This is a genomic window from Serratia sp. NPDC087055, assembly GCF_044900985.1.
GTDB lineage: Bacteria > Pseudomonadota > Gammaproteobacteria > Enterobacterales > Enterobacteriaceae > Serratia.
This window is the reverse complement of sequence record NZ_JBJDOG010000006.1, coordinates 181,812-201,845: the sequence shown is the minus strand read 5'-3', so window position 1 is coordinate 201,845 and position 20,034 is coordinate 181,812. Positions and strand designations below refer to the sequence as shown.

The 20,034-nt window shown below is 54.8% G+C and carries 17 protein-coding genes; 8 read left to right on the top strand and 9 right to left on the bottom strand.

Features of this window, described 5'->3' with window-relative positions:
• Nucleotides 1–80: 80 nt before the first annotated feature.
• The 4 genes from ACI2J2_RS21810 to ppiA all read right to left on the bottom strand — a co-directional run bounded on the left by ACI2J2_RS21810 (nucleotide 81) and on the right by ppiA (nucleotide 5,014).
• Entirely contained in the window at nucleotides 81–1,607 is a 1,527-nt protein-coding gene (locus ACI2J2_RS21810) for a helicase HerA-like domain-containing protein (RefSeq protein ID WP_209639101.1), read from the bottom strand.
• 142 nt (nucleotides 1,608–1,749) lie between these two features.
• Entirely contained in the window at nucleotides 1,750–2,475 is a 726-nt protein-coding gene (btsR, locus tag ACI2J2_RS21805; RefSeq protein WP_265556023.1) for a two-component system response regulator BtsR, read from the bottom strand.
• The gene (locus tag ACI2J2_RS21800; RefSeq protein ID WP_209639105.1) at nucleotides 2,475–4,160 is read right to left on the bottom strand and encodes a sensor histidine kinase; all 1,686 of its coding nucleotides are present in this window, start codon (nucleotides 4,158–4,160) and stop codon (nucleotides 2,475–2,477) included. The genes btsR and ACI2J2_RS21800 overlap by 1 nt, the downstream gene beginning before the upstream one ends.
• 284 nt (nucleotides 4,161–4,444) lie before the next feature.
• The gene (ppiA, locus tag ACI2J2_RS21795; RefSeq protein WP_037424983.1) at nucleotides 4,445–5,014 is read right to left on the bottom strand and encodes a peptidylprolyl isomerase A; all 570 of its coding nucleotides are present in this window, start codon (nucleotides 5,012–5,014) and stop codon (nucleotides 4,445–4,447) included.
• A 356-nt stretch (nucleotides 5,015–5,370) separates the two neighbouring features.
• Between ppiA and ACI2J2_RS21790 the strand changes: the two genes are divergently transcribed.
• The 4 genes from ACI2J2_RS21790 to tsgA all read left to right on the top strand — a co-directional run bounded on the left by ACI2J2_RS21790 (nucleotide 5,371) and on the right by tsgA (nucleotide 9,643).
• The gene (locus ACI2J2_RS21790) at nucleotides 5,371–5,715 is read left to right on the top strand and encodes a PTS lactose/cellobiose transporter subunit IIA (RefSeq protein WP_209639460.1); all 345 of its coding nucleotides are present in this window, start codon (nucleotides 5,371–5,373) and stop codon (nucleotides 5,713–5,715) included.
• The gene (locus tag ACI2J2_RS21785) at nucleotides 5,712–7,019 is read left to right on the top strand and encodes a 6-phospho-beta-glucosidase (RefSeq protein ID WP_265556025.1); all 1,308 of its coding nucleotides are present in this window, start codon (nucleotides 5,712–5,714) and stop codon (nucleotides 7,017–7,019) included. Before ACI2J2_RS21790 ends, ACI2J2_RS21785 begins: the two co-directional genes overlap by 4 nt.
• A gap of 98 nt (nucleotides 7,020–7,117) precedes the next feature.
• A complete protein-coding gene (locus tag ACI2J2_RS21780) occupies nucleotides 7,118–8,098 on the top strand; it encodes a LacI family DNA-binding transcriptional regulator (RefSeq protein ID WP_404760854.1) in 981 nt (326 codons plus the stop codon).
• Between the two features lie 360 nt (nucleotides 8,099–8,458).
• Nucleotides 8,459–9,643: an MFS transporter TsgA gene (gene tsgA / locus ACI2J2_RS21775; protein ID WP_209639110.1), complete on the top strand. Its 1,185-nt coding sequence runs from the start codon at nucleotides 8,459–8,461 to the stop codon at nucleotides 9,641–9,643.
• Nucleotides 9,644–9,704: 61 nt separating this feature from the next.
• Here the strand turns inward: tsgA and ACI2J2_RS21770 are convergent, their stop codons facing one another.
• A complete protein-coding gene (locus ACI2J2_RS21770) occupies nucleotides 9,705–10,988 on the bottom strand; it encodes a cytosine deaminase (RefSeq protein WP_209639112.1) in 1,284 nt (427 codons plus the stop codon).
• 288 nt (nucleotides 10,989–11,276) lie between these two features.
• Here ACI2J2_RS21770 and nirB point away from each other — a divergent pair, with 288 nt between their 5' ends.
• The 4 genes from nirB to cysG are packed head-to-tail and all read left to right on the top strand — an operon-like array spanning nucleotide 11,277 to nucleotide 16,434.
• Nucleotides 11,277–13,826 carry a nitrite reductase large subunit NirB gene (gene nirB, locus ACI2J2_RS21765; protein WP_209639114.1) on the top strand — a complete coding sequence of 850 codons (2,550 nt, stop codon included), beginning with the start codon at nucleotides 11,277–11,279 and terminating at the stop codon, nucleotides 13,824–13,826.
• Entirely contained in the window at nucleotides 13,823–14,149 is a 327-nt protein-coding gene (gene nirD / locus ACI2J2_RS21760; protein ID WP_265556026.1) for a nitrite reductase small subunit NirD, read from the top strand. Before nirB ends, nirD begins: the two co-directional genes overlap by 4 nt.
• Before the next feature lie 30 nt (nucleotides 14,150–14,179).
• Nucleotides 14,180–14,980, top strand: a complete 801-nt coding sequence (gene nirC, locus ACI2J2_RS21755; protein WP_209639118.1) for a nitrite transporter NirC — start codon at nucleotides 14,180–14,182, stop codon at nucleotides 14,978–14,980.
• A gap of 50 nt (nucleotides 14,981–15,030) precedes the next feature.
• Nucleotides 15,031–16,434: a siroheme synthase CysG gene (gene cysG / locus ACI2J2_RS21750; RefSeq protein ID WP_404760842.1), complete on the top strand. Its 1,404-nt coding sequence runs from the start codon at nucleotides 15,031–15,033 to the stop codon at nucleotides 16,432–16,434.
• 53 nt (nucleotides 16,435–16,487) lie between these two features.
• Here cysG and trpS read toward each other — a convergent pair whose 3' ends face one another.
• From trpS to dam, 4 genes are all read right to left on the bottom strand, one after another.
• Nucleotides 16,488–17,492 (bottom strand): tryptophan--tRNA ligase, encoded by a 1,005-nt coding sequence (gene trpS / locus ACI2J2_RS21745; protein ID WP_209639122.1) that lies wholly within the window; start codon nucleotides 17,490–17,492, stop codon nucleotides 16,488–16,490.
• A gap of 2 nt (nucleotides 17,493–17,494) precedes the next feature.
• The gene (locus ACI2J2_RS21740) at nucleotides 17,495–18,193 is read right to left on the bottom strand and encodes a phosphoglycolate phosphatase (RefSeq protein WP_209639124.1); all 699 of its coding nucleotides are present in this window, start codon (nucleotides 18,191–18,193) and stop codon (nucleotides 17,495–17,497) included.
• Complete coding sequence (gene rpe, locus ACI2J2_RS21735) at nucleotides 18,186–18,863, bottom strand: ribulose-phosphate 3-epimerase (protein ID WP_209639126.1); 678 nt, start codon at nucleotides 18,861–18,863, stop codon at nucleotides 18,186–18,188. Before rpe ends, ACI2J2_RS21740 begins: the two co-directional genes overlap by 8 nt.
• A gap of 112 nt (nucleotides 18,864–18,975) precedes the next feature.
• The gene (gene dam, locus ACI2J2_RS21730) at nucleotides 18,976–19,788 is read right to left on the bottom strand and encodes an adenine-specific DNA-methyltransferase (RefSeq protein ID WP_209639128.1); all 813 of its coding nucleotides are present in this window, start codon (nucleotides 19,786–19,788) and stop codon (nucleotides 18,976–18,978) included.
• Nucleotides 19,789–20,034: the final 246 nt, after the last annotated feature.

Genomic DNA, 20,034 nt, shown 5'->3' with positions numbered 1-20,034 from the left:
GGGGGCAAATACCTTGCCCCGATTTACACGGGCGCAGTATACAACGCCCCTACAATATCGCCGCTACCGATAATTTCAGCTTACTTTTTGCGACCGCCCATAATCGAGCCCAGTACACCGCGCAAGATCTGACGGCCCAGATCGCGTGCCATGCTTTTGGCCGCAGTCTGGACAATGCCATCATGCTTGCCGCCGCGCGGGCCGGTAGAACCAAACAAGATTTCATTCAGCCCCCCCATCAAGCCGCCACCCGCCTGCTGTTGTGCCTGAGGTTGCTGTGCAGACTGGCCTGCTTGCGGGGTGCCGACGGTAGAAAACCCCTGAGCCGACAGCTTTTCATAGGCCGACTCACGGTCAACCATATCTTCGTAACGCCCATACAACGGCGACTTATTGATCGCACTGTTGAGCCCTTCCGCCCCCAGCATCCCCATTTTGGATTCCGGCGCGATCACCATCGCCCGCTCCACCACATTAGGACGCCCTTTTTCGTCGAGGAAAGAGACCAACGCCTCGCCAACGCCCAGCTCAGCGATCGCCGTTTCGGCATCAAAGGCCGGGTTGGCACGCATGGTTTGTGCCGCGGCCTTCACGGCTTTCTGATCGCGTGGCGTAAAGGCCCGCAACGCATGCTGCACGCGGTTGCCCAACTGCCCCAGCACGCTGTCCGGGATATCCAGCGGGTTCTGGGTCACAAAGTAAATTCCGACACCTTTGGAGCGGATCAAACGCACAACCTGTTCGATTTTGGTCAGCAAGGCCGCCGGCGCATCGTTGAACAACAGATGCGCTTCATCGAAGAAGAACACCAGCTTTGGCTGTTCTGGATCGCCCACTTCTGGCAGGTGTTCGAATAGCTCGGCCAGGAGCCACAGCAGGAACACCGAATACAGCTTCGGCTGATTAATCAGCTTATCTGCCGCCAGCAGGTTGATAACACCCTGCCCATTGGCGTCAGTTTTCATCAGGTCATTGATGTCCAGCATCGGTTCGCCGAAGAACATATTGGCACCCTGTTCTTCCAGCGTCAGTAACCCGCGCTGGATCGCACCTACCGAAGCGGAAGAAATATTGCCGTATTGAGTCTGGAACTGTTTGGCGTTGTCCCCCACATACTGCACCATCGCGCGCAGATCTTTCATATCCAGCAGCAGCAACGCATTATCGTCAGCAATTTTGAATACCAACTGCAGTACACCGCTTTGTACGTCGTTCAGATCCAGCAAGCGGGCCAGCAGTAACGGCCCCAGATCAGACACGGTGGCGCGGATCGGGTGGCCCTTTTCACCGTAGATGTCCCATGGAATGATGGTGCAAGCTTGCGGCTGCCAGTCAGTGACGCCTATTGCCGCCAAACGCGCCTGCAATTTCTCCGAGGGCACGGCTGCGGTGCCAATCCCTGAGAGATCGCCCTTTACGTCCGACAAAAACACCGGCACGCCAATACGTGAAAACTGTTCAGCCATTTTTTGCAGCGTCACGGTTTTACCCGTCCCGGTCGCACCGGTGATCAGACCATGGCGGTTCGCCAACGCGGGCAAAATAACCAAATCTTGTACCGGTTTCCCGTCTTTCATCGCTTTGGCAATAATCCGTGCTTCACTCATTTTCGTTTCCTTGGGCGCTCTGACACGGCGCAAAAAGCGCCTGTTGATGTCAATAAAGCTATAAGCGCGGCGTAACCCCGTCAAGGACAAACAAAAAGGGCGTCATCAAGACGCCCACAAAGCCAATATTTTCAGAATCTACCTAGCCCCGCAGCCCCAATTCTTCCTTCAGGGTTTTCAGGTAGCGGCGGCTGACCGGCACCGGCTCCCCTACCGGCATGATCATTTCTGCCGCACCACTGTCATCGAACCGAATTTCACGCACCTGCTCCAGGTTGACCAAATACTGACGATGGCAACGAACCAACGGCGTTCGGAGTTCCAACGTCCGTAGCGTCAGCTCGGTGAAACACTCCATGCCGTCATTACGTACAACAAACACCCCACTCAATCGTGAACGGACAGCCACCACCTCATCAAAACGCAGTAGATAAATACGGCTGTGGCCCGTGCAGGGAATGTATTTCAGGTCACCGGCGCTTTCATCCAACACGGCCATATTTTGTTGCCCGCGATGCTGTTGCAAACGCTGCAACGTTTTGCTCAACCGCTTGGGTTCCGCCGGTTTCAACAGGTAATCAAAGGCGTGTTCTTCGAAAGCCCGCACCGCGTATTCATCATAAGCGGTCAGAAACACGATATGCGGCATGCGGTTGGGATCGAGCATGCCAACCATCTCCAACCCGGTGATTCGCGGCATCTGTATATCCAGAAAAACAACGTCAGGTTGCAGCCGATGGATGCCGCTGATGGCTTCTATTGCGTTAGCACATTCACCAACAATGCTGATCCCCTCTTCTGCTTCCAGTAAATGCCGCAGGTTATCGCGCGCAGAAGGCTCATCATCGACAATCAGTACGTTTAACATCAGGCTGCCCTCGCCAAGGGTACATTGAGCGTAATACGGGTGAATAATTGCGGCTCACAGGCCACCTGCACGCCATAGCCATCGCCGTAGCGTACACGAATACGCTTATCCACCAGGTTCATTCCCAGCCCGCTGTTATTTGCCTTCGGTTGGAATAGGCCTGCATTGTCAGTCACCTGCAGGAGTAAACACCCGTCTTCAAGGCGCGCACCGATATCGATTTTCCCTACGCCCAGCAGCTGAGACGTGCCGTGCTTAATGGCATTTTCAACAATAGGTTGCAGTGAAAATGCCGGTAACCGCACCGCCAGCAACTCTTGCGGCAACGACATGGAGATCTCCAGCCGATCGGCAAAGCGCGCCAGTTCGATCTGCAAATAGGCGTTCACATGTTCAAGCTCATCGGCCAGGCTAACCTCGTCATCTGAACGTTTCAGGTTCTTGCGGAAAAAGGTAGAAAGGTACTGCACCAACTCGCAGGCCCGGTTACCGTCACGCCGGATAACCGCCACCAGCGTATTCAGCGTGTTAAACAGGAAGTGCGGGTTGACCTGCGCATGCAGCAATTTGATTTCCGACTGCGCCAACAACTGTTTATGGCGCTCATACTGCCCGGCCATAATCTGTGCGGATAACAGGCTGGCAATCCCCTCGCCCAACGTCCTATTGATGGTGCTGAACAAACGGCTCTTGGGTTCGTAGAGTTTGATGGTACCAATCACCCGTTGGTTTTCACCACGCAGTGGGATCACCAGCGTTGAGCCCAGTTTGCAAGCGGGGTTGATCGAACAGGAGTAGGAAAGCTCATTGCCATCAGCGTAAACCACTTCGTTGTTGTCGATCGCGCGGTGTGAGTGACACGATGAAATCGGCGTGCCAGGCAGGTGATGGTCGTCACCGATGCCCATAAACGCCAGCAGCTTCTCGTGGTCGGTGATCGCCACGGCGCCAATCCCCAGCTCCTGGTAGATAACCCGTGCCACTTTCATGCTATTTTCCTGATCAAACCCCTGTCGCAAGATACCTTCGGTACGCTCCGCTATCTTCAACGCCTTGGCCGAAAACGCCCCGGTGTATTTCTCGAACATCGCTCGTCTATCGAGCAGGATTTGCATAAACATCGCGGCACCCAGGGTATTGGCGATCAGCATTGGCAACGCAATGTGCTCCACCAGCCGCAGCGCTTCGTCAAACGGACGGGCAATCGCCAGAATAATTGCCATTTGCAGCACTTCAGTGACGAGCGCTACCCCCGCGACAAACAGCGGATTAAACAGCAAATCGATGCGACGATGGCGCATCGCGATACTGTGCACGACGCCGCCCACCAACCCTTCAGCCACGGTGGATACCGCGCAGGCAACATCGGTCATGCCGCCCAGGGTGTAGCGATGCAGCCCCCCCGTCAGCCCGACCAGAAAGCCCACCGAAGGTCCGCCCAACAGGCCACCCAGAACGGCGCCGATCGCGCGGGTGTTGGCAATTGAACCTTCTACATGCAGGCCGAAATAGGTACCCATGATGCAGAACACAGAGAAGATGACGTAGCACAATAGCTTGTGCGGCAGGCGAATGGTCACCTGCGTCAGCGGAATGAATAACGGGGTTTTGCTCAGCAAATAAGCAATGACAAGATAGACGCACATTTGCTGTAGCAACAGCAGAACCTGGCTAAATTCAAACATGGCAGCAGCTCATCCCTTAACAAAACAAATGCATCCCCACGTGGTTGACGTTGCAGCAAGGCGACAAGGGCGAAAATCCTCAGGAACTTACGCAGGTAAGTGACTGGGGTGAACGCACGTAGCCAACAATGTTGCGGCTTCAGGCAAGAGGGGTATAACGCCGGGTTTCCGGTCTGATTATGAGCTGGCGATTAAAGCATGTGGCGGGGGAAAAAACAGTGATGCAGGCAAGGCTTCCAGGGGAAAGCAACGCAGCCGGCCCGCTTGGGGCCGGCGCAAAATCATTATGGCAGCACTTTTGCGGACAGAATGACGATAGGCTTACTCGGGACATTCTGGTACGGACCAACGTTACCGGTGGGTGCCTGGGAGATTTTATCCACGACATCCATACCTTTGATCACTTTACCGAACACCGCATAGCCGAAATCACGTTGGCCGTGATCCAGAAAGGCGTTATCCGCCACATTCAGGAAGAACTGGCTGGTAGCGCTGTCTTTGTCGGCAGTACGCGCCATCGAAATGGTGCCGCGCAGGTTACGCAAGCCGTTATCCGCTTCGTTCTTGATTGGCGCCTGGGTTGATTTTTGCTGCATATCCGCAGTAAAGCCACCGCCCTGAACCATAAAGCCCGGGATCACGCGGTGGAAAACGGTGTTGTTGTAATAGCCGCTGTTCACGTAGTCGACGAAGTTCTTGGTGGAAACCGGAGCCTTCTGACTGTCGAGCGCTAATTCGATATTCCCTGCCGACGTGGTCAGCATGACATGAGTTTCACCGGCGGCGAACGCAGCGGGCGCCATTGCTGTCAGGGAACACAGCGCAACGAAGGTCACTAAAGTACGTTTGAACATTAACGGGTCCTTTCTCTGGGAGACAAACAACGGAAAAGCGCCTTGATTCTAAAGAGCCGCACCTGCGAGTGCCAGCCATTTACCTATATTTACGTAATTGTGGGATATATCTCAGTCACCCCCGAAATTTACTGCCAAAAGTATGATCGCCTTAGACCTTTTTGCCAACCGCATCACGCATTTTTTGCCCTTTTTACCCCTTCGTCACTTTTTGCGACACAACTCCCGGTTTCGTTTCTCATTCTGGTTAATCTAAACAAATGAGAGCGCTCTCATTTTGAGGCGACACTGAAAACAATGACTATCCGCCGGCATGACTGTCGCGCATTAACTGGAGAAATAATGTGAGTGAATTGATGACTGAAACTGAAATCAGCCCCGATTTTGAAAGTACCATCATGGAGCTGCTGGTGTTCTCCGGTGGTGCCCGCAGCAGTGCGCTGATGGCGCTACAGCAAGCGCGTGCCGGCGACTTTACCGCCTCGGCCAAGCATATGGCCGAGTCCAAAGCATCGGTAAAAAAAGCCCATCGTATTCAGACCCAGCTGATCGGTCTGGACGAAGGCTGCGGCAAACTGACTATCAACCTGATCACCGTTCATGCCCAAGATCATTTGATGAATGCCATGGTGATCCAGGATCTGGCGGACGACATGATTGAACTGTACCGCCGTCAGGCCCAGTTGGAGGTTCGCGCATGAACACGTTGAAAATCGCTGTTATTGGCGGCGGCAGCAGCTATACACCTGAATTGGTCGATGGGTTGATCCAACGTATCGAAGAGCTGCCGGTGACTGAATTGGCACTGGTAGACGTTGAGCCTGGGCGTGAGAAAGTAGAAATCATTGCCGCACTGACCCAACGCATGTTGGCACGCCACGGGTTAGAGCAAGTGAAGGTTAGCGTGCATTTCGAGCTCGATGACGCGATTCGCGGAGCCAGCTTCGTATTGACGCAGTTCCGCGTCGGGCAACTGCCGGCACGCGCCGCCGACGAGCGTTTAGGGCTGAAATATGATCTTATCGGCCAGGAAACCACCGGCGTTGGTGGCTTTGCCAAAGCGCTGCGCACCATTCCAGTCATGCTGGATATTGCACGCAGAGTAGAAAAATTGGCACCCGATGCCTGGATCATCAACTTTACCAACCCTGCCGGCATTGTCACTGAAGCGGTCTCTCGTTATACCAAAGCGAAAATTATCGGCCTGTGCAACGTGCCGATCAGCATGCATCACATGATCGCCAACATGCTGAAGGCACCTTATAGCGAAGTACAGCTGCAGTTCGCCGGCCTCAATCATATGGTGTGGGTACATCAGGTTACGCAAAACGGTCTCGACGTGACCGACCAGGTCATCAACATGCTGTGCGACGGTGCAGCTCTGACGATGAACAACATCAAGGAAGAGCCGTGGCAGCCTGATTTCCTGCGTGCCGTCGGTGCGATCCCATGCCCGTATCACCGCTATTTCTATCAGACCAAAGAGATGCTGGCTGAAGAAATTGCCGCAGCGGCCGAACGCGGCACCCGCGCCGAGCAGGTGATGAAAGTAGAGAAAGAATTGTTTGAACTGTATGCCGATCCACATCTCGACAGCAAACCGGAGCAGCTCAGTTTCCGTGGCGGATCATACTATTCAGAAGTCGCGCTGGAGCTTATCCGTGCGATCCATAATAATCTCGGTACGCAATTAGTCGTCAATACAGCAAACCGTGGTGCTATTCGCGGTTTGCCAGACGACGCTGTGATAGAAACTAACTGTATCGTCGATGCGCAGGGTGCACATCCGCTGACGTTTGGCACCTTGCCAGACGCCATGCACGCGCTAACCCAGCAGGTCAAAGCCTATGAACGTCTGACCATCGACGCTGCCGTACATGGCTGCCGACGTAGCGCTCTGTTGGCGTTGGTTACCAACCCACTGGTGGGCAATGCTAACGTGGCACAACCCCTGCTGGATGAAGTGCTGGCGGTGAATGCGCCTTATCTGCCACAGTTTAAATAACTGTCTGGCAAGCCAGAGTCGCTGATAGATTGCTATAACGAGTATGTCGGGGTTCGGTTCGCCGGACCCGTTTCTTTGCCGTAATCAGGAGTCGGATGATGGTGACACTGGAAGATGTCGCAGCTTTGGCAGGCGTGTCCCGCGCCACCGTGTCACGCGTAGTGAATGGCGATACCAACGTTAAAGGGCAAACCCGCGAGAAGGTTGAGCGCGCGGTGACTCAGCTCGGCTACACCCCCAATCCTGCCGCCCGTGCGCTGGCCTCCAGCCACAGTAATACCCTGGGACTGGTCACCACCTCGTATCGTGGCGGCTTCTTCGGCGCACTGATGGACTGCGTCCAAACCGAAGCCGAATCTCACGGCAAACAACTGCTGGTAACCCAGGGACGTAACAGTGCGGAAAATGAATGGCAGGCGATTCAGCGGCTGTTCAGCCTGCGCTGTGATGGCGTGATCCTGCACGTACGCTTTCTCAGCGATGACCAACTGCGCCAATTGGCGACAGAGCAACGCCGCTTTGTGCTGCTCGATCGTCTGGTGCCTGGCCTGGAAGACCGCTGCGTCACCTTCGATCATCCACGCGCCAGCCAAATGGCAACACAGCAGTTGATCGATGCCGGTCACCGACACATCGCCTGTATCAGCGGGCCGCGTGACCGCCCTTCCAGCCGATTGCGGCTCGACGGTTTTGAACAAGCGATGCAGTCTGCACATATCAAACCGGTCGCCTGCGTCGAAGGGCTCTACGATCTTGAAAGTGGCTATCGCTGCGCCGACCAGCTGCTGCAAATGGAAACTGTCCCGACCGCAATCTATTGCTGTAACGAAGAGATGGCTATAGGTGCTTTATTGGCGATCAACGAGCACCGTTTGCGGGTACCGCAAGATATCTCATTAATTTGTTATGACAGCGGTGAACGCGCGCCCTTCGTGCGGCCTGCTCTGACCAGCGTGCATTTCCCCATTACCGAAATGGCACAGTACGCTGCACGTCTGTTGATTGACCCGACCACCGCCGGTGCGCACTTCTCGCCAAAAGTCATCAGCCGTGATTCGATCGTGACGGCAAGAAAATAGATCACAAAAATATCTCAGCAGCTTTCATTGATTGCATCAAAAAATCGACAGCCATCACAAAAACTCCCGTTGTCTGTGCTAGGATCCGCTCCCTGGTGGCTTGATCGGGACTTTTTTCTGCTTTTGCCAGGAAAAACCAGCGGCCTTAATCCAGCGTTATACCCTATGAATTTCAAATTGCAGTCAAGTGTCCAGTGCATTTATCCCCTGGTATTGTAGGGGCGTTGCATGCAGCGCCCGTGTTAATCGGGGCGAATTTATTCGCCCCCTACGGTGACTGGGATCAATGGACGCAGGCAACCACGCTGCGGTTTGAAAGGCGACGGGAGTAATCCTAACAGACATAATCAGGCCTATATAATGAATGACAGCAACCGTCTACGGCTTACCTGGATCAGCTATTTTTCTTACGCGCTGACCGGTGCTTTAGTTATCGTCACAGGGATGGTGATGGGAAACATTGCAGAGTACTTTAATCTGCCGGTTTCCAGCATGAGTAATACGTTTACCTTTCTCAACGCCGGTATTTTGATTTCGATCTTCCTTAATGCCTGGCTGATGGAAATTATCCCGCTGAAACGCCAACTGATGTTTGGCTTTATCTTGATGGTATTGGCTGTCGCAGGACTGATGGTGAGCAAAAGCTTAACCATGTTCTCGTTATGCATGTTTATCTTGGGTGTGGTCAGCGGTATCACCATGTCGATAGGCACCTTCTTGATTACCCATATGTATGCGGGCCGCCAACGCGGTTCACGTCTGCTGTTCACTGATTCCTTCTTCAGCATGGCGGGGATGATTTTCCCGATTGTCGCCGCAATGCTGCTGGCGCGTCAGATTGGTTGGTACTGGGTGTACGCCTGTATCGGCCTGCTGTACGTGGGCATCTTTGTGCTGGCCTTGTTCTCCGAATTCCCGGTACTGGGCAACAAAGGCGCCGACGCGGGTCAGCCGGTAGCGAAAGAAAAATGGGGTATCGGCGTATTGTTCCTGTCGATCGCCGCATTGTGCTACATCCTCGGTCAGCTCGGCTTCATTCAGTGGGTACCGGAATACGCCACCAAGTCCTTCGGGATGGATATCAGCCAGGCAGGTAAACTGGTGAGCGACTTCTGGACGTCGTACATGGTCGGTATGTGGGTGTTCAGCTTTATCCTGCGCTTCTTTGATTTGCAGCGTATCGTCACCATTCTGGCCGCGTTGGCGACTGGCGCAATGTACCTGTTCGTCAGCACCGACAACCCGGAACACCTGGGCTACTACATTATGGCGCTGGGCTTCGTTTCAAGTGCGATCTATACCACGCTGATCACACTGGGCTCGTTGCAGACCAAGGTTTCCTCACCGAAACTGGTTAACTTCATCCTGACCTGCGGCACCATCGGCACCATGCTGACCTTCGTGGTTACCGGCCCGATTGTCGCAAAAGGTGGCGCGCACGCGGCGCTCACTACCGCTAACGGACTCTACCTGGCAGTATTCGTGATGTGTCTGCTGCTCGGTTTCGTGACCAAGCACCGCAGCCACGGCCACGTAACGCACTAATCTGCTACCCTGATGTGAAAAGGGCGCCTCGGCGCCCTTTTTTATCAGTTCAGTCTGCACCTTAGCGCCGGAAATCCACCTTCTCATCCTGTGTCAGGTACAACGTAGTCTCCGCTGGCTGGGTTTCGGCAATCACCGCCCCTTCACGTATTGAATAGCGCACTGGCGTCTGCCGGCGCACGGCATCAAACCCGCTTTCTGCAGGCAGGATCACCAGATTGGCACTGTTGCCTGCCACCAAGCCGTAATCCGTCAGGTGCAACGTCCGCGCACTGTGGCTGGTGATCAATTTCAATCCGTCGTCTATCTGGCCATATCCCATCAGTTGGCACACGTGCAGCCCCATGTGCAGCACCTGCAACATGTTGGCGGTACCCAGCGGGTACCAGGGATCGAACACGTCGTCATGACCAAAGCAGACATTAATCTCTGCTTCCAGCATCTCCTTCACCCGGGTAATACCACGCCGTTTAGGGTAGCTGTCGAAGCGCCCCTGCAAGTGAATATTCACCAGCGGATTCGCAACAAAGTTGATGCCGGACATTTTCAGCAGGCGGAATAGCCGCGACGTGTAAGCACCATTGTAAGAATGCATCGCCGTGGTGTGGCTAGCCGTCACCTTGGCTCCCATACCCAGCTTCAGCGCCAGGGCGGCGACGGTTTCAACAAAGCGTGACTGCTCATCATCAATCTCGTCACAATGCACGTCCACCAGCCGATCGTACTTTTGCGCCAGGGCAAACGCCTTGTGCAACGACTCCACGCCGTATTCACGGGTGAACTCAAAGTGTGGAATGGCCCCCACCACGTCAGCCCCCAGCCGCAGTGCCTCTTCCAACAGCGCCTCTCCGTTGGGATAAGACATGATGCCCTCCTGCGGAAAAGCGACGATCTGCAAAGTGACCCAGGGCGCGACCTCTTGCTTCACTTCCAGCATCGCTCGCAACGCCGTCAAGGTAGGATCCGAGACGTCAACGTGAGTACGCACATATTGCACGCCGTTGGCGATCTGCCACTTCAGCGTCTGCCAGGCCCGTTGCTTAACGTCTTCATGGGTGAGCAGCGCCTTGCGTTCAGCCCAGCGTTCAATGCCTTCGAACAGGGTACCAGACTGGTTCCAAGTCGGCTGTCCGGCTGTTTGGGTCGTATCCAGGTGAATATGCGGTTCAACAAATGCCGGCATCGCCAACCCACCCTGCGCATCCAGCACATCACTTCGCCACTCCGGCCCTTCCGGCTGCGGCACGATATGAGCGATGCGCCCCTGTTCAATGGCCAGTTGCCAAAGACCTTCATGCCCGCTTAATCGCAGGTTATCGATAAACTTTAATGGACTCTTGGCCACCCTTCACCTCTGCTGTTCCAACCTGTTTTCTTCATCATACTGGTAGCGGATCATACTGACAAAGCCGCCTTGGGGTGGCTCCCCCCACCATTACTCCCAAATGAGTAAAATTCGTATCAACTGGCTCGTTTCAGCTAAAGATGAATAAAAACCGCAACTTATCAAATATCGATAAAAATCATCTATATACCACATTAGAGGTATATGGAGGGACGATTGATTTGCATCAATAAATTGCCCGTTGGGAAGAATAAGGTAACCCTAGGAAACCAGAATTTTGAGGCAATAATGAGCAGAGTCAAACTTGCTGTCATCGGGAACGGCATGGTCGGCCACCGATTCATAGAAGATCTGTTGGAAAAAGCAGACAAAGACCAGTTCGACATTACCGTATTTTGTGAAGAACCGCGTATCGCTTACGATCGCGTTCACCTGTCTTCTTATTTCTCTCACCACACTGCCGAAGAGCTTTCGTTAGTGCGTGAAGGCTTTTACGAAAAACAGGGCGTTAAGGTATTGGTTGGCGAGCGCGCCATTACCATCAACCGCAGCGAAAAAGTCATTCACTCCAACACCGGCCGTACGGTGTACTACGACAAGCTGATCATGGCCACCGGTTCTTACCCGTGGATACCGCCGATCAAAGGCGCCGAAAGCCAGGACTGTTTCGTCTACCGCACCATTGAAGATCTGAACGCCATCGAAGCCTGCGCACGCCGCAGCAAACGCGGTGCGGTCGTCGGTGGGGGCCTGCTGGGATTGGAAGCTGCAGGCGCATTGAAAAGCCTGGGTGTAGAAACCCACGTCATTGAGTTCGCGCCGGTACTGATGGCAGAGCAGCTCGACCCGATGGGTGGCGATCAACTTCGTCGCAAGATCGAGCGTATGGGCGTAAAAGTCCATACCGGTAAAAATACCCAGGAAATCATCAACGGCGGGGAACAAGCACGCAAGACCATGCAGTTTGCCGACGGAACCGCGCTGGAAGTCGACTTTATCGTTTTCTCCACCGGCATCCGGGCCCAGGACAAGCTGGCTCACCAGTGCGGCCTGGCGACCGCACGCCGGGGTGGCATCGTGATTAACGACAGCTGCCAGACGTCCGATCCAGACGTTTACGCCATCGGCGAATGTGCGTCATGGCGTGAGCGTACCTTCGGTCTTGTCGCTCCTGGCTATAAAATGGCGCAGGTCGTGGCCGACCATCTCCTGGGCCGTGAAAACACCTTCCTGGGTGCAGACATGAGCGCCAAGCTGAAACTGCTGGGTGTCGACGTCGGCGGCATCGGTGATGCTCACGGTCGTACCGAAGGCTCTCGTAGCTACGTTTATCTGGATGAGAGCAAAGAAGTTTATAAACGCATCGTGGTCAGCGCAGACAACAAAACCCTGCTTGGCGCGGTGCTGGTCGGTGACACCAGCGATTATGGCAATTTGCTCCAATTAGCGCTTAACGCCATCGAGCTGCCAGAAAATCCGGATGGCCTGATCTTGCCAGCGCATGCGGGCAGCAAACCGGCTATCGGCGTCGACTCACTGCCGGAAACGGCCCAAATCTGCTCCTGTTTCGACGTCAGCAAAGGCGACATTATCAAAGCAGTCAGCATGGGCTGCCACACCGTCGCGGCGATCAAGTCCGAAACCAAAGCCGGTACCGGGTGTGGCGGCTGTATTCCACTGATCACACAGGTGCTGAACGCCGAGCTGAGCAAACAGGGCATCGAGGTTAATCACCACCTGTGCGAACACTTCGCCTATTCGCGTCAGGAGCTTTACCACCTGATCCGCGTCGAAGGCATTAAATCCTTCGATGAACTGCTAACCAAATACGGCAAGGGCTACGGATGCGAAGTCTGTAAACCGACCGTCGGCTCGCTGTTGGCTTCCTGCTGGAATGAGTACGTGCTTAAACCGCAGCATACGCCGTTGCAGGACACCAACGATAACTTCCTCGGCAATATCCAGAAAGACGGTACCTACTCGGTGATCCCACGTTCCGCCGGTGGCGAAATCACACCGGACGGACTGATGGCCGTTGGCCAGATCGCCAAGGAATATAATCTGTACACCAAGATGACCGGCTCCCAGCGTATCGGCATGTTCGGCGCGCAGAAAGACGACCTGCCAGCCATCTGGAGCAAACTGATTGCCGCCGGTTTTGAAACCGGACATGCCTACGCCAAGGCGTTGCGTATGTCGAAAACCTGCGTCGGCAGTACCTGGTGTCGCTTTGGCGTCGGCGACAGCGTCGGGTTTGGCGTCAAGCTGGAACACCGCTACAAAGGCATTCGCACCCCGCACAAAATGAAGTTTGGCGTTTCTGGCTGCACCCGCGAATGTGCTGAAGCTCAGGGCAAAGACGTCGGCATTATCGCCACCGAGAACGGCTGGAACCTGTATGTGTGCGGCAACGGTGGCATGAAACCACGCCACGCCGACCTGCTGGCGGCGGACCTCGATAGTGAGACGCTGGAGCATTACCTCGATCGCTTCATGATGTTCTATATTCGCACCGCCGATAAGCTGCAGCGTACGTCGGTATGGCTGGAAAGCCTGGAAGGCGGCATCGATTATCTTCGCAAAGTGATCATTGACGACAAGCTGGGCATCAACGCTCAACTGGAAGCCGAGATCGCCCGCCTGCGCGATGCGGTGATCTGCGAGTGGAAAGAAACCGTTGAGCACCCGGAATCCCAGGTGCGTTTCTCCCACTTTATCAACAGCAACCTGCGTGATCCGAACATCCAGGTCGTCGCCGAGCGCGAACAGCATCGGCCGGCGCGTCCAGATGAACGTATCCCTGTCACCTTACTGGAAGCTGAGGAGAACAACGCATGAGCCAGTGGATAACCCTTTGCCCCATCACCGATATCCTGCCCGGTACCGGCGTATGTGCCCTGATCGGCGACCAGCAGGTCGCGATATTTCGCCCTTACGATGACGAACAGGTCTTTGCTATTAGCAATATTGACCCCTTTGCCCAGGCCAGTGTGTTATCACGCGGCCTGATCGCCGAGCATCAGGGGGAATTGTGGGTTGCCAGCCCACTCAAAAAACAACATTTCCGCCTGCACGACGGCTACTGCCTGGAAGATGACAGTCGCTCCGTTGCGCATTTCACCAGCCGGGTTCTGGACGGCATGGTGCAGGTCGCGGCCTGATTTTTTTACTTTAACCTCAGGGGAAGCAGCATGTTCACCGATACCATCAACAAATGCGCCGCCAACGCAGCGCGGATCGTCAGGCTGGCGAAACACAGCCCGCTGGGCTTTTGGATCAGCTCGGCGATGGCCGGGGCCTACGTCGGCCTCGGCATCATTCTTATTTTCACACTCGGCAATCTGGTCGACCCGTCCATCCGACCGCTGGTGATGGGGGCCACCTTCGGCATCGCACTGACTCTGGTGATCATCGCCGGTTCCGAGCTGTTCACTGGCCACACCATGTTCCTGACGTTAGGCGTCAAAGCTGGGACCATACGCCAAAGTCAGATGTGGGCAGTTTTGCCACAAACCTGGCTGGGCAATCTGTTGGGCTCAGTGCTGGTCGCGCTGATGTACTACTACGGCGGGGGCAGCCTGCTGCCAGTGGACACCAGCCTGGTGCATACCGCAGCGTTGGCAAAAACCACCGCGCCGGCGGAGGTCTTATTCTTTAAGGGCGTGCTGTGTAACTGGCTGGTCTGCCTGGCAATTTGGATGGCGATTCGCGTTGAGGGTGCCGCAAAATTCATCGCTATTTGGTGGTGTCTGCTGGCCTTCATTGCGTCCGGCTATGAACACTCCGTCGCCAACATGACGCTGTTTGCCCTGTCCTGGTTCGGCCATCACAGCGACGCCTACACCCTGAGCGGAATAGGCCATAATCTGCTGTGGGTGACATTGGGTAATATTGTGTCCGGCTCAGTGCTGATGGGCCTGGGTTACTGGTATGCCACACCGCGTGCCGAACGACCTCAAACCGAAAAAGCGGCAACACGTCAGACCGCGTAACATTTTTGGGGCGCCTTGCGCCCCTCTGCTGATTGCCCCGAGGATTGCCGATGGACTACCTGCCAATTTTCTGCCAACTGCAACACAAAGCCTGCCTGCTGGTCGGTGGCGGTGAGATTGCCGAACGCAAAGCTCGCCTGCTGCTGGACGCCGGTGCAGCACTGACCGTCAATGCCTGCACATTCACCCCACAGTTTCATGAGTGGGCCGCGCAAGGACAGGTTACGCTGTCGGAGGGCGAATTTAGTGCGGTATTGCTGGCAGAGAAATGGCTGGTGATCGCCGCTACCGATCGGGTCGAGGTCAACGCACTCGTGTATCAATGCGCCAACCAACAACGGGTGTTCTGCAACGTGGTGGATGATCCTAAGCGCGCCAGCTTTATCATGCCGTCGATTATCGATCGCTCACCTATTATGGTCGCAGTGTCCTCCGGCGGCAAAGCGCCGGTGCTGGCACGTCTGCTACGTGAAAAGCTGGAAGCGGTTCTGCCCCAACATCTGGGGAAGTTGGCGCAATTGGGCGGTTCATTGCGTCAGCGGGTGAAAAAGCACTTCAGCGACATGGGTTCTCGCCGTCGTTTTTGGGAAAAGCTCTTTGCCCATGATCGCCTCGCACAATCGCTGGCCAATAATGACGCAGCACTGGCGGAACGGCAGATCGAGGCGTTGTTCAACCATCAACCGCAAGATCACGGCGAAGTGGTGTTGGTGGGGGCTGGCCCGGGCGATGCAGGTTTGCTGACGCTGAAAGGCCTGCAGCAAATCCAGCAGGCTGACGTGGTGGTTTATGACCGGCTGGTCTCTGATGATGTTATGACGCTGGTACGCCGCGATGCCGAACGTATTTTCGTTGGCAAGCGTGCGGGCCACCATTGCGTGCCGCAGGAACAAATCAATCAAATCCTGTTGGAGCAAGCACAGCTGGGTAAACGTGTTGTACGGCTGAAAGGCGGTGATCCGTTTATCTTTGGACGCGGTGGTGAAGAACTGGAAACGCTGGCGGCAGCCAATATTCCGTTCTCCGTAGTGCCCGGTATTACTGCCGCCTCCGGCTGTTCAGCCTACAGCGGTATTCCTCTCACTCATCGAGACCATGCGCAAAGCGTACGGTTAGTGACTGGCCACGCCAAGCGCGACGGCGGGCTAGATTGGTCAACACTGGCTGCCGGGCAACAAACGCTGGTGTTTTATATGGGTCTGACTCAGGCGGCAGACATCCAACAGCAACTGATCGAACATGGCATGCCTGCCTCAACCCCAGTTGCGCTGGTTGAGAACGGAACGTCCTGCCGCCAGCGGGTGATCGAAGGGACATTGAGCCAGCTGGGAAGTTTGGCTCAACAGGCTGCCAGCCCAAGTTTAATCATTGTCGGCAGCGTGGTGAGCCTGCGTAGCAAGCTGAATTGGTTCTCCAGCCAAGAACTCGCACCGCCGCTGGCCCAGATGGCCTAGCCCCATACGTAAAAAAAGCGGCCAATGGCCGCTTTTCTTTTTTTCACCAAGGATTACTGCGGTGACACAAACCCGACAGCCTGGTAAACCTTCGCCAGGGTTTCCTGTGCACGCGCACGCGCTTTGGCCGCACCGTCACGCATGACCTGTTGCAACAGGGCTTCGTCGTTGCGGAAACGGTGATAACGCTCCTGAAGCTCACCTAACATACCGGATACCGCTTCAGCCACAGCGCCTTTCAAGTGACCATACATTTGGCCTTCGAACTCGGCTTCCAACTGGGCGATACTTTTGCCGGTCACGCCGGAAAGGATATCCAACAGGTTAGACACCCCCGCCTTGTTCGCCACGTCATAACGGACTACCGGTGGCTCTTCGGAATCGGTCATCGCACGCTTGATCTTCTTCATCACCGCTTTCGGATCTTCCAACAGGCCGATAACGTTATTGCGGTTATCGTCCGACTTGGACATCTTCTTGGTCGGTTCTTGCAGCGACATCACGCGAGCGCCAGACTTAGGAATAAACGGCTCCGGCACTTTGAACACATCACCGTATAGCGCATTGAAACGCTGACCGATATCACGGCTCAGCTCCAGGTGCTGCTTCTGGTCTTCACCGACCGGTACCTGGTTGGTTTGGTACAACAGGATATCTGCGGCCATCAGCACCGGGTAGCTGAACAAACCGGCGTTGATGTTCTCGGCGTAACGCGTGGACTTGTCCTTGAATTGAGTCATGCGACTCAGTTCGCCGAAGTAGGTGTAGCAGTTCAGCACCCAGCTCAGTTGCGTGTGCTCCGGTACGTGCGACTGCACGAAGATGGTGCTCTTTTGCGGATCAATACCACAAGCCAGATACAGCGCCAGCGTATCCAGCGTCGCCTTGCGCAACTTGTCTGCGTCCTGGCGTACGGTGATGGCGTGCAGATCGACGATGCAATAGATGCAGTCGTAATCGTCCTGCATCTTAACCCACTGACGCAGCGCACCCATGTAGTTGCCGATAGTCAGTTCGCCGGACGGCTGCGCGCCGCTAAATACGATGGGCTTACTCATGTTTAAAATTCCTGATTCTCTAAAGAGGACAGCCCAAGAGCGGGCAACAAGTCGGCAAAGCGCTCCAACACGCGGTCGGGATGGCTCAGGGCAATAGCTTCGCCGTAGTTATAACCGTAGGTCAGCGCGGCGCTTGGGCAGCCTGCGCCCTGTGCAGCCTGAATATCGTTACGGGAATCGCCGACGAACAGCAGCTCGTTGGCGCGCAAGCCAAGCTTGCCAAGAACCAGATACAACGGTGCGGGGTGCGGCTTTTTTTCTACCACATCATCACCGCCGATAATCAGCGAGAAATAATCGATAATGCCCAATGCGGTCAGTAACGGCGCAACAAACGGCGTAGGTTTATTCGTCACCAGAGCCATTGGATAACCTTGCGCGGCCAAACTCGCCAGCGTTTCCTTTACCTGTGGAAACAGGCGGCTGCCGCTGTCGACCGTTTGTGCGTAAAAATGGTCAAAACGCGCGCGCAGTTGCAGGCAATGTTCCGGGGTGGCTTCAACTTCGGCCCAACGCAGTGCACGTTGCACCAACACGTCGGCGCCATTACCAATCCAGGTGCCGACCCGCGCTTCACCCGCCTGCGGCAGACCCATTTCTGCTAACGCCAAATCGATAGCGGCGGCAAGCCCTGGGGCACTGTCGACCAGGGTGCCATCAAGATCAAAGGCGAGCGCACGGATCGCGCCGAAATCAGCCATGTGTCACCTTTGCCAATTCACTGCGCATTTCATCAATCACGCGGCGGTAGTCCGGCTTACCGAAGATAGCGGAGCCCGCAACAAACATGTCTGCGCCTGCCGCAGCGATCTCGGCAATATTATCGACTTTGACGCCACCATCCACTTCCAGACGGATATCGCGGCCGCTTTCGTCGATCAACTTGCGCACCTGACGCAGTTTATCCAGGGTGCCGTGAATAAACGACTGCCCGCCAAACCCTGGGTTGACCGACATCAGCAAAATCACGTCGACCTTGTCCATCACGTAATCAAGGTAACTCAACGGCGTTGCCGGGTTAAAGACCAGACCGGCTTTACAGCCGTGTTCTTTAATCAGTTGGATTGTACGATCGACGTGCTCGGAGGCTTCCGGATGGAAAGAGATGTAACTGGCACCTGCTGCGGCAAAGTCCGGCACAATGCGGTCGACCGGTTTTACCATCAAATGCACGTCAATGGGTGCGGTAATGCCGTAGTTACGCAGCGCCTGACAAACCATTGGCCCGATCGTCAGATTGGGGACGTAATGGTTATCCATCACGTCAAAGTGCACTACGTCGCCACCAGCGGCCAGCACATTAGCAGTGTCCTCACCCAGGCGGGCAAAGTCTGCTGACAAGATGGACGGGGCAATCAAAAATTTTTTCATCCGCTCTCTCCAAACGTAGGGTTCGAATCGTTATACCCCTCGTTTTTCAAGCCACAACCTTGTTGGCCGCGACTCGAAATCCCTGGGGTAAATACACCGGAGTGTTCCCGGCTTAGCGATACAGCGCCAAAAGCTCATTCACTTTGCTGCGACCGAGAATATTTCTGCTGATGGTACGCCGCGCTTTCACCACGTACAACGATGCATGCTGGTACCAGTCACGCGTCAACTCGGTATCATGATTGGAAATCAATACGGGCACTTGGCTTTCTACCGAAAGCTGATGCGCCATCAACGCCAGGCTCTGCTGGTCCGCCATGCTGAAGCTATTTGTGTGGTAAGCGGTAAAATTCGCCGTCGCCGAGAGTGGCGCATAAGGCGGATCGCAATACACCACCGTACCGCGCTCAGCTTTTGCCATGGTATCGCGGTAATGCTCACAGACAAAAGTCGCGTTGCGGGATTTTTCAGCGAACCAATATAACTCTTCCTCAGGGAAGTACGGTTTCTTGTAACGTCCGAATGGAACGTTGAACTCACCACGCAGGTTATATCGGCACAAACCGTTGTAACAGTGGCGATTCAGATAAAGAAACAGCAGCGCACGGCGGTAAGGATCGTTACTCGTATTAAACTCTGCGCGCAGCAGGTAAAACTGATCCGACTTATTGAATTCATCGGTGAAAAGAAGGCGGGCATCACGCACGAAGTCATCCGTACGTAGCTTAACGATGTTATACAGATTAATAAGATCGCTGTTGATGTCGGCGAGAATATAGGCGTCGTATTCTGTGTTCAGGAAGACTGAACCCGCACCCACGAAGGGCTCGATTAAGCAGTCGCCTGCTGGTAGATGACGACGAATCTCGTCCACCAGCGGGTATTTTCCACCAGCCCATTTTAAAAAAGCGCGGTTTTTCTTCATGCCGTCAATTAGCTACTTATTATACAATTCAGAGCGGCGGATTGTACTCTGTTTCAGACAGCACATCAGCGCACAAATTTAAGTGATTGATACCCTTCATCCTTCAAGCCGCAGCATCATTGGCCACGCACAGTTATTCGACCTGTCCGCAGGCCACTTCAGTCATCTGTTACGAGTAAACAGGTACCCGCCGATTAACACGGGCGCAGCATGCTGCGCCCTTACAATGACTGAAATTTCTGCTCT

What these genes read in the sequence shown, in the direction of transcription:
- ACI2J2_RS21810 (WP_209639101.1), bottom strand. Translation starts at nt 1,607, where the DNA reads ATGAGTGAAGCACGGATTATTGCCAAAGCGATGAAAGACGGGAAACCG.
- btsR (WP_265556023.1), bottom strand. Translation starts at nt 2,475, where the DNA reads ATGTTAAACGTACTGATTGTCGATGATGAGCCTTCTGCGCGCGATAAC.
- ACI2J2_RS21800 (WP_209639105.1), bottom strand. Translation starts at nt 4,160, where the DNA reads ATGTTTGAATTTAGCCAGGTTCTGCTGTTGCTACAGCAAATGTGCGTC.
- ppiA (WP_037424983.1), bottom strand. Translation starts at nt 5,014, where the DNA reads ATGTTCAAACGTACTTTAGTGACCTTCGTTGCGCTGTGTTCCCTGACA.
- ACI2J2_RS21790 (WP_209639460.1), top strand. Translation starts at nt 5,371, where the DNA reads ATGACTGAAACTGAAATCAGCCCCGATTTTGAAAGTACCATCATGGAG.
- ACI2J2_RS21785 (WP_265556025.1), top strand. Translation starts at nt 5,712, where the DNA reads ATGAACACGTTGAAAATCGCTGTTATTGGCGGCGGCAGCAGCTATACA.
- ACI2J2_RS21780 (WP_404760854.1), top strand. Translation starts at nt 7,118, where the DNA reads ATGGTGACACTGGAAGATGTCGCAGCTTTGGCAGGCGTGTCCCGCGCC.
- tsgA (WP_209639110.1), top strand. Translation starts at nt 8,459, where the DNA reads ATGAATGACAGCAACCGTCTACGGCTTACCTGGATCAGCTATTTTTCT.
- nirB (WP_209639114.1), top strand. Translation starts at nt 11,277, where the DNA reads ATGAGCAGAGTCAAACTTGCTGTCATCGGGAACGGCATGGTCGGCCAC.
- nirD (WP_265556026.1), top strand. Translation starts at nt 13,823, where the DNA reads ATGAGCCAGTGGATAACCCTTTGCCCCATCACCGATATCCTGCCCGGT.
- nirC (WP_209639118.1), top strand. Translation starts at nt 14,180, where the DNA reads ATGTTCACCGATACCATCAACAAATGCGCCGCCAACGCAGCGCGGATC.
- cysG (WP_404760842.1), top strand. Translation starts at nt 15,031, where the DNA reads ATGGACTACCTGCCAATTTTCTGCCAACTGCAACACAAAGCCTGCCTG.
- trpS (WP_209639122.1), bottom strand. Translation starts at nt 17,492, where the DNA reads ATGAGTAAGCCCATCGTATTTAGCGGCGCGCAGCCGTCCGGCGAACTG.
- ACI2J2_RS21740 (WP_209639124.1), bottom strand. Translation starts at nt 18,193, where the DNA reads ATGGCTGATTTCGGCGCGATCCGTGCGCTCGCCTTTGATCTTGATGGC.
- rpe (WP_209639126.1), bottom strand. Translation starts at nt 18,863, where the DNA reads ATGAAAAAATTTTTGATTGCCCCGTCCATCTTGTCAGCAGACTTTGCC.
- dam (WP_209639128.1), bottom strand. Translation starts at nt 19,788, where the DNA reads ATGAAGAAAAACCGCGCTTTTTTAAAATGGGCTGGTGGAAAATACCCG.